Below are 13,529 nucleotides of genomic sequence, written 5' to 3'. Positions count from 1 at the left end.
CTATATCCAATATTACTTTGTTGCTCTTTTCTATTTTCAATTTGTTTATCGTTAAAATGGAATCCATTTGTATACACCACCTATTAAAAAAGGGGAATGAATCCCCTTTCATTTCTAACCCTACTCTTTTGTTTCTGTAGCAGTTGAAGCGGAACACGTACATGTACATGTTGAACATGAGCATGAACAACATCCAGCAGCATAGTTCATGGCTTCAGCACCAACACCTGTATTACTATAACCATTCATGGATTGAGACTTGATATTCATATAAACACCTCCTTACTCAAAATTGTGTTATGTCAACACTAAAATAAGTATATCATAACTAACTAACAGAAAACAATATTTCCCTATCGATTAGTTGCTTATATCCAATTTTTGTTCATTTTTAAAAAACAAAATAGGTTATTATACATTCTTTTAATCCTTAATATACGACAATAAATAATATATCTCGTTTCTTTAAAATTTATTTTTCAGATCAATTATAGTAATCGTCTTGATCTAGTTTTTGATACAATTCAATTAATTTGGAGCACATAGACTGAAAAATAGTGATTCATTCATTATTAAATTCACGTCCAGAAAATCCAGAAGTTGGATACCTCGTCAATTCTTCACTAAGAAAATCAACTACTTTCAAGCTTTGATCATATGAACTTAATACATTTTACTGTTACTTCTTACAATTAACTTAGGAGACCGCAAAAACGAAACATACGCTTTACAATGGAAACATATCAAATATTGTCAATCTTTCTACTCATTAAGCATCCGAAAGACGACTAAACGAAACACGAGAAGCTAAATAAAATAGCACTAAACTATGGAGGGAACCAATTAATTTTAACGTTCCTTCCACTTTTAAAGAAGTACAATTCTGTAAAATGTTCTCTATTTTCAAAAAAACAAGAGACACCAATTTCTTGGCACCTCTTGAAAATACTGATATATAGGTATTTTTAATGCTTTGAAAACTGTGAAGCTTTACGTGCTTTCTTAAGACCTGATTTTTTAACTAACTGTCCTGTCAACAACAAAAATGAATGGGAAATAATAGGGAAATTTTGGATTCAGAAAATAAATGATATGGTTTTCACTATTATTTTCTTCATTCTTTTGTCCTAGTTCCCTTTTCAGCAACAATTCCACACATCCATTCAGTTATGTTATACTTATGAAATTGAGCGGCTGGTATATCTTAACAGAAAATTTATGTTTGCTTATTGGACATTGAACTATTTTTTAGGATTCGTGCGATAAGCATTAAACATGGTTACATTCCGTAAAGATAAACTAAAAATGTATTTTTAGGGGATTCTTTCAGGATAGTTTCTATTTGCTATCATATCCGGCAAAACTCAATTTCACTTGCACTATCTCTTTTAAAATTAAATGACAGAAAGGGAACAATACATGATTATTAGTTTTGATGTCGGCGGCATCTTTATAAAATATGGCTTGTTTGATATGAACGGCACCATTATTGATCAGGACAAACAGCCTTCTGAAATCGATACAGAGGAGCAGTTTTTTTCGTTTATTGAAAAGATCATTACGATGTATGAACGTAGATATATGATTAAAGGAATCGGCTTCAGTTTTCCTGGAGTAATTGACAGTGAAAATGGGATTCCTATTGTTTCCGGTGCGATTAAACCTTTAAAGGGGAGACCGTTTATTCAGCTTTTAACGGAGAAAACCGGTTACAAGTACCCTATCTTCATTGAAAATGATGGAAACTGTGCAGCTTTGGCCGAAATGCATTCGGGTAAAGGACAGATGCATAATGATTTTGTTGTGATGACCTTGGGAACTGGTATTGGCGGGGGTGTTATCAATAATCGAAAATTGATTAAAGGTGCTGGTTTCAGTGCCGGAGAATTTGGTATGATGTTGATTCCTGATCGAAATGGAAAAAAAGAAATCATTGCAAAATATGCTTCTACTCAGGGATTATTAAATTTGTATCGCAAGCGTTTAGGAATTACTTCGGCCACACCAGTTACCGGAGAAGAAATTTTTAAAGGAAACACTCCCCAGAAAAAGGATGTACTGAAGCTTTGGGGAGAGTATATTTCCATGCTTGTCTACAACATCATTGTTACAATGAATCCTGAGAAAGTCTTGATTGGTGGAGGTGTCAGTCAAAACCCTCAGCTAATTCCTCTTATCGAAAAACCTCTGAAAGAGTATCCTGAATGGAATTTATTTGAAACACCAGTAGAGCGTTGTCATCATCAAAATGATGCAGGACTGATCGGAGCATTCTATCTTGTTTACAGCCAAATAAATCAAAATGATAAAATATAGAAAAAAACCATCGGCTTTGGTGAGCCGATGGAAAAGGAGTATTACTCAATAAGAGTAAAATGAAAAATAAAAAGGTTGTTGTTGGTATGGTTAAATAATACAATATTTTAAAATAAATGTCCAGTAATAACACTTCAACCTGATTCAATTTTACTAAAATTATCTTTATTTTTTTAACAATAGATTACTCATTTTGGTAATACAAAAAGAAATATCATCTGTTGCTTTATCCTGCTTCTCTTCTGAAGCATTAAACAATGCTGTGTCCAATCCCTTTTCAGGATCTAATGAAAGAACCATCTCTTTACAGCCTGCTACATACTCTGTGTAGCAGCGCTCCAGTTTTTTATGAATGCCGATTACTTTTACCGGTGGACGAAGTCCCAATATTTGCTTTAAGAATACTTCGTACTTTTCCGTACCTTCGTTAAAAATCCCCTGAACTTCAGCAAGCTTTTCTTTAGAAATATCTGCTTCTTTCTTGTCATCAATGGCCTGACGAAGCTCTTCGTAGTGCCCGTTCATTTCTTCTCCCACTTTTTCTGTTTCTTGTACAATATCATTAATTACCTGAATATAATAGCCAATATTTGGTTTCAACTTATTTTCCTACTTTCTTTTATTATCAACTTATTTTACCGTTTTCCTTCCGTACTGACAAGCCCGGATTAGAGCTTTCGGTATAAACAAGACTTTTCAAGTGAGAAGGTGAGCCGCAAGATTATTAGCTGAGGCGTTTTGCAGATTTTTTCCTATTGTCCAAGCTAAGAAAAATCAGCCCCTCAATTGAGAGACTGATTCTATTTCAATTACTACTATTTCTTAAAGCACTTCATCACTTGTTTTGATTATTTTTGAAATCATGCCATATTCCTTGGCTTCTTCTGCGGACATCCAGAAGTTGCGGTCTGTATCTTTCGCTACCTGTTCATACGTTTGACCTGTTGCTTCTGCGATCATCCGATTAACTCGTTCTCTCATACGAACGATTTCTTTGGCTTCAATCTGTATTTCAGTTCCCTGTCCCTGAACACCGCCGGCTGGCTGATGAATCATGAAACGTGTATTCGGCAGACAGAATCTGTTCTTGGCATCAGCTGCCAGAAAAATTGTGACCCCGGCACTCGCAACCCATCCTGTTCCAATCACATATACATCTGGTTTGACAAATTGAATCATATCATGAATGGTATCTCCTGATTCAACGTGCCCGCCTGGACTATTTACAAAAATCTTAATCGGCTCATCGCCCATTGCTGCCAATAGAAGCAGCTGTGAAGAAACTTCACGTGCTAAATCCTGAGTGACCTCTCCGTAAATTAAAATGGTGCGTTCTTCCCATAATTTTTTCATGATCATACTTTGATCATTTTTTGGTGTCGTATCTTTTTCTTCTTCTTCTAAACGATACATGAATCCTACCTCCTGCTTTTCAGTAGTGAACGAAGCTTCGCCCACTTCTCTCACTCTTCTATTCTACCAAAAAGTCAGGATTGTTCAAACTATGAAGTACCTATTTTAAAGGAATCGCATGAAACTGACCTTTACCTGACCAAAAGAAGACTTTTAAAGAAATTTTTCTTCAAATAATTTAATATTTATTTATCCCTAACCTCTTAATTCTATATAAAAAGAAAAAATAGTGAATCGAATAATTTGTTTTTTCCATCGAATACAAAAAAATATTTTAGATATTAGGGAAATTCCAGAAAAAATTTGAACTTTCTTTTTAATACCCTTTATCTATTCATGCTTTCCAGCCGACAGCCCATTCTGCTCAGTACTTCATTTGTAATAGTTTGTGCCTGTCCTGCTGCAGCTTCACTATTTTCAAGTACAGTTATTTGTGTTCCTAATTTAATCTCCGGTACATCTGTAATATCTGCCAGGAGCATATCCATGCAGATCCGACCAACTTGCGGGATTTCATAATCAAGATAGCTCAATGAAAAACCTGAGTTGGAAAGTTCTCTGGAAATACCATCTGCATAACCAATAGAGACTACACCAACCCTCATTTCTTTTACAGCAGCTGTCTCTGTTCCATAGCCCAGATATTCTCCAGCTGAAACCCATTTGGCAGATATCAGCACAGCATGGACAGACAATACAGGTTCTAATTTAATTTTGTTTCTCATCTCCTGATCCTGCTGGCTGAGCACACCATATAAAAGGATTCCCACCCGTACATAATCGTAGGATAGCTCTGGATAGTTTATTACACCATAACTGCTCTGAAGATGTGTCACACCATAATCAATCCCGCATTGCTTTAACTCTTCAAGCAGCTGATCATATCGCTGAATTTGTGCAGCTGTTCGTTTTTCTGCTTTTTCATCCAGTGTATCTGAAGAACCAAGATGGGAAAAAATACCTTCCCATTGCAGATTTTCCATTCTATACACAGACAACAGGTCTTCAAGGTTTGGGGTGAAGCCCAGACGATTCATTCCTGTGTTTACTTCCAAATGACAACGAACCTTTATCTCTGTTTGATTTAACTGGTGTGCATACTCCAGATCAAAAACAGACTGAATCAAATCATAATAGGCAACTTGTCGAAGCAGCACAGGGTCTGTGTAGCCCAAAATTAAGATATCACCTTGAATTCCATTTTTCCGCAGCTCAATGCCTTCTCCCAAAGCTGCAACAGCAAAGAAATTTACCTCCTGTTTTTCCAAATAGAGACCGCAGGATACAGCTCCATGACCATACGCATCTGCCTTCAAAACAGCCATTATTTTTGTACCTTTGTCGAGTCGTTGTTCGACAGATCGCAAATTTCTGCCCAGCGCGGTCAGGTTTATCACTTTGCCGGCACGATGAATTTTTCCCGGTTTTTGTTGTCTTAAACGAGTCAATATGGAAAGCGTAAACGTACAAAGTCCCATCGTCAGAAGCAGAATTAATAGAAACTGAATCAGACTGTTCTGAAACATTGGGATAATTTTCCCCGCAAAATAAAGAATAATAATACTAATTGGATGCAGAATATACAGCCATAATGAATAGTCCAAAGCATGGACAAATGAATGTCTCGGCTTCCACCACAGCAAATACTGAAAAAGAAAATACATCGTCAGAGGCAGAAACAAGTACATACTGTCATGCTTCAGCTCGGTTCCCCTATGCAACAGCAGTCCCTCAATGAACAATAGCAACAGCCCAATAATCATTTTCAAACTGGAGAATGTACGCTTTTCCCCTTTCTTCAGATAAATACCTGCCCCCAATACCAGAAACAACGGAGAAAAAAACAGACCATTTCGGGTATAATCAAAAAGCTGAAAGAGAAAATCGTAGAATTTTTTTAAAAGCGCCGTATTCTGTATCAGAAAATAGTAACTGTCCCCGCCAAGTCCAATTAGATAAAGGCTGAATACAAGGATCAGTACTTTTGAGTAAGGAAGGTGCTTTAACAGTAGGCGACAAATCAGCATGCCGACGATAACTGCCGGAAAATACCATAAATGATAAAATGGACTGTCAAACAGCAGCAGCTTTGCCATATCAGAAACAGAGATTGACAGACGTAAGGTCCCATTATAAAACGACAGCGGCAGGTAGAGCAGACAGGCGAATAAATAAAGCTTCAGGAGCTGACGCAATGTCTTTTTAATTTTCCAGGCTTTAGCATAATCGGGTGTTTCAGCATAGGGACCCAATACATAATAGCCGGTGATCATAAAGAAAAAAGGCACAGCAATTCGGAACAACGTCAGTGTAATAACATCATCTAAATAAGGCGCAAAAGAGCCGAATGGAAATGTATGGATAACAACAACCATAACTGCTGCAATCAATCGAAACTGGTCAATTCCGGAAGATCGGCTGGACATATTTATTGTCTTTGTATTTTTCTTAGTCATCCTTTTCTCTCCACTGCTTAAAAAAGTTATAATACTCCTCCAAAGTCCAGTCATGTTGCGCGATAAACCGGCTATAAGAACATCCGACGTATCTAAAATGCCAAGGCTCATAAGCAATACCTGTTATCCGGCTTTTGCCTTCCGGATACCGAAGGATGAAGCCAAACTCGGACATTCTTTCTAAAAATCGAGTACTGATTTCTTTGCCGTTAAACGTCGGACATATCTCATCATTTTGACTATCAGACAAGCCCAAATCTACTGCTAATCCTGTCTGATGCTCACTGCATCCAGGTCTGGCTACATACAGCTCAGTATACGCCTTTCCATGAACACACAGGGAATAGTTATACAGTTTTTCCTGTTCCGCAAAGCTTCGGTATGCACTAGTTACTATGATATCTTTTTCGCCGCCAATAAAGCGGATGAGCTTTTCCAGCTGCGCGGCTGCAGTTGTCTCCATCCATTTATTTCCTTGAGAAAAAGGAGCCTGCACCAGGTCAGCAGGAAGGAAATCCGGCTGCAGTTGGTTCTCACTATTTACCAAAATCGGAAAATCGATAGTTAGTTTATTTCTCATTTTCCTCCCTCCTCAGCCAGTTGAATCAGGCGTTCAACAATTTCTCTATAGGACAGCCCCATATTCATCAGCATACTTGGATAACGTGAATGTTCCGTAAATCCCGGTAATGTATTGATTTCATTTAACAAAATTTCACCGTTGTGTGTAAGAAAAAAATCAATACGTGCCAAGCCTCGACACCCCAATAGTCGATATAATCTTTCTGCCTGAAATTTAATTTCACCTTTTAACGTTTCGTTGATACGAGCAGGCATGTGAATCGTTGACGAAATCAACTGATACTTTTCTGTATAATCGAAGAAGCCGCTTGCCAGTTCAATCTCATCAACTTCACCAATAACCAGCTGTTCATTCCCAAGGATTCCACAGCCAACCTCAAAGCCATTCACTCCCTTTTCCAAAATAAAATGAGTATCAATTTCTTTTACTGAAGCAATCACTTTGGAAAGCTCTTCCAGTTCATTCAGCTTACTGATCCCTTTCGATGAACCGCCTCTCAATGGCTTGATAAACAGGGGAAAGCCTTCTTTACGAATGAATTTCTTTATAGCATTCATATCCAGTTCTGCAAGCGAACATTGTATTGATGGCGCTGTTTTTATTCCAATACTGTTGGCAAAGCGATGTGTCAGCTTTTTATTCATACATACAGCAGAGGAAGCAACTCCGCAGCCAACATAAGGAACCTCCATCCATTCAAATACTCCCTGAATTCGTCCATCCTCCACAAATTCACCATGCATCACAGGAAAAAGAACATCCACAGGCAGCGGTTCCTGATTTTCCAGTAAAGTAAATCCTTTCCAGCTTTCGCCGATTGCCGGGGTCAGCTGTCGGCAGTTTTCTTCCAGCCAGCAATCCGCCGAAATTGATTCATTATCGCCGATATACTGATACCACTCTCCGCTTTTTGTTATGCCGATTTTAATGACTTCATATCTTTCCTGATCCAATGCATCTAAAACTGCTGTTGCAGATTGCAGCGATACCTCGTATTCTGATGATTTCCCTCCAAATAATACTGCAATTGTTTTCATTATTCTTCCTCTCTATTCTTTAAAGCAACTCAAAATATATTCATCTCTCCCTCCAAATCCTTGATATGAAAAGGGTTATAACCTGTTATTGTTCTTCTCCTTTTTATGTTATCTTAAGCGGCGAAGCGAACACGTTACAATGAGCAGTATTGAGCTTCAATAGTTGTTCCAGCCTATTTCTTTGCTGCACTTTTATTGCTGAAGTGCTCAACGATGGCAGCTCTTTGTCACGTGCTCTGATTATTTAATCAGGTCAGTTTTTCATAGATTCTTTTGAGTTGTCCTCTTTAATTAGGACATGTCTGAAAATTCAAGCGGCGAATAGTTTGATGATTTTTATCGAACTCATCGTCATAAATACTCGCTTATGATCCACATAAGCTGTGTTTTCTTCCTTGATTTCAACAAAAATCACTGAAAAATTCGAATGCCACTAACTTTTCAGACACGCCCTAGTAAACTTCTGATAGATAAATCGGCTTTCACGAATATTTAACTGATCGCTGCCTGGACTTCCTTCTGCACCAAGTAAAATCATAATGTATTCTTTTCCGTTCACAACTGCAAGACTGGCCAGACATTGTCCAGCATCAAGTGTATAGCCTGTCTTTCCGCCAATAATCTCCCCCTGCTCCCAACCTAATGCTTCTCCAGTCATCAATAAGGTACTATTCAATTGAAGTCCTTCCGGTTGTAAAGCCGTTGATAGCGTACGATACGTCAAGGTGGTAAACAATCGATAAAATGTTGGATTTTCAAGTGCATACTCAACCAGCTTCACCAAGTCCGAAGCTGTTGAAAAATGACTTGTGCTGTCCACACCGGTTACATTTGAAAACTGTGTCTGGTTCATTCCCAACTCTTTCGCCTTTTGATTCATCCATTCAACAAAAGCCTGCTCTGTTCCTGCAGCATAGATTGCTCCGGCAAGGGCGGCTTCAGCCCCGGAAGGCAGCATAATTCCATAGAGAACAGCCTCCAGAGAAACAGCTTCATTCTGCTGGAATCCGGCTGTTGCCAATTCCTCCTCCCAAATATACGGGAAAATATCTGATGGAATAATTACTTGCTGGTGTGTATCTGGAAAAGCCTCTATCAGACATACAGCTGTCATAATTTTAGTCAATGAAGCAATCGAGGTTTTCTGTTGACTGCTTCTATCATATAAAACTGCTCCCCCGCGTTCTTTTAAAAGAATCTGCTTCGCAGTAATTCCTTCGATTCCTTCTTTGTTTTGTGAATAGACTTCTTTTATATGAGACTGAAGAAATGGTAAATGATTTATAGTAAGAACGTCGGCTTTCACTAATAACCCGATAACGCTTAAAAGAAAAATCCAGAAACCCAGCTTTCTACTTCTTTTTTTGTACATAAAAAACTCTCTCCTTTATGGTTCCATTAAACCAATAAAAGAGAGAGCAGATTTTAATTTATACTTAGGTTCATCTTAAGCTTTCTTAAGACTTGGGTAAAATGACTTCAAATGTTGTAATGCTGTTCTCACTGCCAGCTGATATTTTCCCGCCATGCGCTGTTACAATTTCTTTCGCAATTGCCAGCCCCAGCCCGGCGCCGCCTGTTTTTGCAGAGCGGGCATGATCCAGCCGGTAAAATTTATCAAAAATCATTTCCAGCTGTCGTTTTGGAATTGTCGGTCCTTCATTTTTGATTAGCAGCTTAATTGTAAATTCCGCTTCACGCAATTCCATTTGAATCACTGAATCCGGATTTCCATAGGTCAATGCATTCTTCAACAAATTATTAAATACACGTGCCAGCTGTTCACTATCAGCTTCTATTGATAGGCTTTCAGGTCCTTCAAAGCTGATTTCCTGATTCTTGTCGCTCAACAAGGGATAAAACTCTTCGATCATCTGCTGACTGAGCAGTACCAAATCCATCCTCGTTTTATACAAATGGATTTCCTGCAGACTGAACCTTGTAATATCAAAAAATTCGTTTATAAGCTCTTCCAGGCGGCCGGCTTTATCCAAAGTAATCTGCTGATACTTTGCTCGTTGAGCAGTTGTTAATTCAGGAGAATCAATCAGTAAATTCAAATACCCAATGACTGAAGCCAACGGTGTCTTTAAATCATGAGCCAAATAGGTAATCATATCCTTCGTTCGCTGTGTTTCACGTTTCAGCAGTTCTTCATTTTTAGTGTTCTCTGCCTTAATTTTCAACAATTCATTGTCCAATGACAGATCACCGGTTGTAGATACATTCTCTGTTTTTAAAAACTTAGGAATCTTTTCTGACAGTTTTTTTACTTCCATAGTCACTGCCCGTCTGGAAATTAAATAGCTGAGTACGGCAACAAAAATGACCAGGAAAATAAATGCCGCTGTTAAAAGCAGCTTAAGCGCACTCAGGTTTACCATCGTCTCATTATAGATCATGCCGTCCTGCTGATAACTGCGATTGTAGACAAGATATTCATAAAAAAGAGTTCTAAAGATCTGGCTGAAGCTGCTTTGAATAAAGAGAAAAAACAGCATCAGAATAGCCAGACTGATCAGACTGATTCTAAACAGTAATTTACGGTTTTCTATTTTACTCAATTTTATACCCCACTCCCCAGACTGTTTTTATATATTTCGGTTTCTCTACAGAATCCTTCATCTTTTCTCTGAGATGGCGAATATGCACCATAATCGTATTGTTTGAGCTAGTATAATACTTTTCACCCCAAATTGTTTGAAATATTCCCTCCGAGCTGACTGCCTGCCCTTTATTTTCACAAAGCAGCTTTAAAATGGAAAATTCCAGCGGCGTCAAATAGATTTCTTCATCATCTAAAAGGACTTTCCGTCTATCCAAATCAATAAACAACCCACGAATACTCATTACAGAGTCTGTGCCGCCATTATAGGTCGTCACCCTCCGCAACTGTGCTTTCACACGGGCAATCAGCTCCAGCGGCTTGAATGGCTTCGTCATATAATCATCCGCACCGATTGTCAGCCCCGTAATTTTATCTATTTCTTCTCCCTTTGCTGTCAGCATGATAATCGGATAAGTCTGTGTTTCTCTTATTTTCCGACAGATTTCAAACCCATCCAGATCAGGAAGCATGACATCCAAAATCGCCAAATGAATGTTCTGTTTATCCAGCTCTTCCAAGGCTTGTGTACCTGAGGCACAGCTGATGACTGTGTAATTTTCATTTTTTAAATAGTAGCTGACCAAGTCAGCAATTTCCTTCTCATCTTCAACCAATAAAATCGTTGTCATTCTTTCCACACCTTTCCCATCTTCAGTGTAGCAAAATACTGTCGGCAACTAAAGATGGAAATACTTAAGATTTCTTCAGAATTATATTGATTTGAAAGATGGTAAAAATTCAGATTCCTTTAAAAAAAAATCATTGATTTTTTTCTTAAAATAGAAATTATGCCTATGTTCAAAAAAACAATTATTTGATTTAAGCTTCATTTAAAAATAAGAACTGCAATCACAGATGTTAAAAATTACATTTAAGATCAGTTCAATACCCTTTTAGGAAAATATAAAAATTTAAAGTCAGTTGAATCAACTTCTCAGTGCTTGGTAAGTTTCTAGAAATCACATAAAAAAGAAGCCGATTGACAATTTATAACTGAGACAACCAGAGATAAACTCAAATACCTCTATCCAAAATTTTAATTTTGTCAAAACACTCGCATTATTTTCAGAGAATATTCTTCTATAAAACGCAGCTGTGAGAATCGTCATGGTCAAGAATTCGGGTAGCTAAGTTTATAGTCTCTTATTACGTTGCCTTGAATTGTCAGTCTATTTAGTGTGACGATTAAATGAATGACAATTCCTCACAGAGGTGGTCTTAGTATTAGCTAGCTCTTAGTAATGAGTGAATTTTTGCAAATTCAATTTATTGTCGCCACACCTATCATTCCACTACAACTTTTTATATAAGTGGAACTGACAAAATCAGCTATAACTATCCTTATCATACACCTGCTACTTCCCGATTTACCTTTGACACTGCAAAAATTATTGACCATCCGATCCTTTCTTTTTTCACTAACTCAAAGATAAATCCTATCCTTTCTTGATAAGAGAGCTTTCTTTTACCAGACTGCTCTTGTTTAACAGCAATATAGTGAATTGACGTGCGGATATAACACTGGTTTGCGTATAAACGATAATGATTTATCTAGTTTACTCTGTATGATTCAATAATTTTTTATACGTAGAATCAAGAATCAACGCTCCGACTGGTGCACAGAATAAGATTGAGATTACTGCTATCGCTAAAATAATGCCCCCATTTGGCAAGCCCATGGCTAAAGGAATACCACCAATTGCTGCCTGAACAGTCGCCTTTGGAATACCTGCAAAAATACAGAACAAACGCTCTTTCCAATTAAGTCCAGTGCCGATTAAACTTAATAAAATCCCTACAGCTCGGAATAATAAGACCAGTACCAACAGAAGAAGTGTTTTAGCACTTTCTGCTGAGACATAAGTAATATTTACACTTGCCCCAACGAGAACAAATAATAAGACTTCAGCTGCCACCCAAACTTTGGAAAATTTTATCGAAATTCGGTTTGCCACATTAGGTAATTTCGCTAATAGCACAATACCAATCACCATAACTGTTAATAAGCCGGAAAATGGAATCACTAACACCTCTTCAACAGTGACTAATAAAAATGCCACACTTAATAAAATAATAACTTTTATTGAATCACGTAAATGAAAGTTTTTAAACCCCAACACTAAGCACCAGCCGACGATAATCCCAACCAACACGCCAGTTGCAATTGAAATCGGAATCTCTGAAAATTTAAAAGCAGAGACTACCTCACCATTGGTTAAGCCAAGTAACGATGTAAAGACAACAATGTTAAACATATCATCGACTGAATCACTAGCCAACACCAACTGTGGAATCTTTTTATCCGTACCATAGCCTGTTTCAATTAGTTTTATCATTCGCGGAACAATCACAGCCGGCGATGCTGAGGCCACAACTGCTGCTAAAATACCTGCATCTAATAAAGGCAGATTAAAAAGCATTCTGGCAACTAACACTGTCCCACTCATTTCGAAAATTGCGGGAAAAAAACTCATTAATACTGCTGGACGACCAATCATTTTTAAATCTGAAATATCTAACGACAGCCCAGCTCGCATTAAAATTGTAATTAAAGCTACTTCTCTTAAATCTGCTGAAATCGACAAAATTGACTCATCTAACAGATTTAACACGTAAGGACCTAAAATGATACCTGTCAGTAGCATTCCAATTAAACTCGGCAATCTCAGTCGCTGAAAAACTGCCCCTAACATCATACCAATCAAAAACATATACGCCAAACTTGCTAACATTTCTTCTTCCTCCATTTTCCATTTATTCTTAAAGTCTCCACAAAAAAACCGTTGAGCACTGCTTTGCAGTCATCAACGGAGTATCTACTATTCGAACTTCAAATAGAAAAAAGATAGACTGGTGGCTTCTGCAAAGCAGAAGTCATCAGCTTAAATAAGCGGTTTAGGTCGAAACCAAGGGAGAACCTCATTCCCTATTTTTTCATTATAGCGAACTCCTTTGGATTGTCAATATTTTGTAGTTTTGAATTTACCAAAAAAAGGCGGATTTTATAATGAACTTAGCCACCTAGAAAAATAAAAAAACGTCATCGCAACATTTCATGTATTATTGAGGTTCTTACACCAATCAATAAAGGATGAACTCACGATGACGCAAACTGA

Annotated in this window: 11 protein-coding genes and 1 riboswitch; of the genes, 1 reads left to right on the top strand and 10 read right to left on the bottom strand. The window is 37.6% G+C overall.

The window, feature by feature from the left end:
* Positions 1-120 precede the first annotated feature (120 nt).
* Positions 121-270: a listeriolysin S family TOMM bacteriocin gene (locus tag LI951_RS14820; RefSeq protein ID WP_016176866.1), complete on the bottom strand. Its 150-nt coding sequence runs from the start codon at positions 268-270 to the stop codon at positions 121-123.
* A gap of 1,149 nt (positions 271-1,419) precedes the next feature.
* Between LI951_RS14820 and LI951_RS14815 the strand changes: the two genes are divergently transcribed.
* Positions 1,420-2,316, top strand: coding sequence for an ROK family protein (locus LI951_RS14815; RefSeq protein WP_229442783.1), 897 nt, complete (start codon positions 1,420-1,422; stop codon positions 2,314-2,316).
* Positions 2,317-2,481: 165 nt separating this feature from the next.
* On the opposite strand, the gene LI951_RS14810 is transcribed toward LI951_RS14815, so the two are convergent.
* The 9 genes from LI951_RS14810 to LI951_RS14770 form a co-directional block, all read right to left on the bottom strand.
* The gene (locus LI951_RS14810; RefSeq protein WP_202068457.1) at positions 2,482-2,916 is read right to left on the bottom strand and encodes a hypothetical protein; all 435 of its coding nucleotides are present in this window, start codon (positions 2,914-2,916) and stop codon (positions 2,482-2,484) included.
* Positions 2,917-3,138: 222 nt separating this feature from the next.
* Positions 3,139-3,729 (bottom strand): ATP-dependent Clp protease proteolytic subunit, encoded by a 591-nt coding sequence (locus tag LI951_RS14805; protein ID WP_202068456.1) that lies wholly within the window; start codon positions 3,727-3,729, stop codon positions 3,139-3,141.
* A 326-nt stretch (positions 3,730-4,055) separates the two neighbouring features.
* On the bottom strand, positions 4,056-6,185 hold the full coding sequence (gene alr / locus LI951_RS14800; RefSeq protein WP_229442782.1) for an alanine racemase: 2,130 nt from the start codon (positions 6,183-6,185) through the stop codon (positions 4,056-4,058).
* Positions 6,178-6,765 carry a D-alanyl-D-alanine carboxypeptidase family protein gene (locus LI951_RS14795; protein WP_229442781.1) on the bottom strand — a complete coding sequence of 196 codons (588 nt, stop codon included), beginning with the start codon at positions 6,763-6,765 and terminating at the stop codon, positions 6,178-6,180. The genes alr and LI951_RS14795 overlap by 8 nt, the downstream gene beginning before the upstream one ends.
* Positions 6,762-7,805 (bottom strand): D-alanine--D-alanine ligase family protein, encoded by a 1,044-nt coding sequence (locus LI951_RS14790; protein ID WP_229442780.1) that lies wholly within the window; start codon positions 7,803-7,805, stop codon positions 6,762-6,764. The genes LI951_RS14795 and LI951_RS14790 overlap by 4 nt, the downstream gene beginning before the upstream one ends.
* A gap of 433 nt (positions 7,806-8,238) precedes the next feature.
* Positions 8,239-9,177, bottom strand: coding sequence for a D-alanyl-D-alanine carboxypeptidase family protein (locus tag LI951_RS14785; RefSeq protein ID WP_229442779.1), 939 nt, complete (start codon positions 9,175-9,177; stop codon positions 8,239-8,241).
* A gap of 85 nt (positions 9,178-9,262) precedes the next feature.
* Positions 9,263-10,369: a sensor histidine kinase gene (locus LI951_RS14780; protein WP_229442778.1), complete on the bottom strand. Its 1,107-nt coding sequence runs from the start codon at positions 10,367-10,369 to the stop codon at positions 9,263-9,265.
* Positions 10,362-11,042, bottom strand: coding sequence for a VanR-ABDEGLN family response regulator transcription factor (gene vanR / locus LI951_RS14775; protein WP_202068448.1), 681 nt, complete (start codon positions 11,040-11,042; stop codon positions 10,362-10,364). The genes LI951_RS14780 and vanR overlap by 8 nt, the downstream gene beginning before the upstream one ends.
* Before the next feature lie 927 nt (positions 11,043-11,969).
* Entirely contained in the window at positions 11,970-13,145 is a 1,176-nt protein-coding gene (locus LI951_RS14770) for a cation:proton antiporter (protein WP_229442777.1), read from the bottom strand.
* A 129-nt stretch (positions 13,146-13,274) separates the two neighbouring features.
* Positions 13,275-13,349: riboswitch (Fluoride riboswitch) on the bottom strand.
* Positions 13,350-13,529 lie beyond the last annotated feature (180 nt).

Source organism: Enterococcus sp. BWT-B8, from assembly GCF_020567625.1.
Lineage (GTDB): Bacteria > Bacillota > Bacilli > Lactobacillales > Enterococcaceae > Enterococcus_L.
Note: the sequence above shows the minus strand (reverse complement) of the source record. Positions and strands in the feature narration are given on the sequence as shown.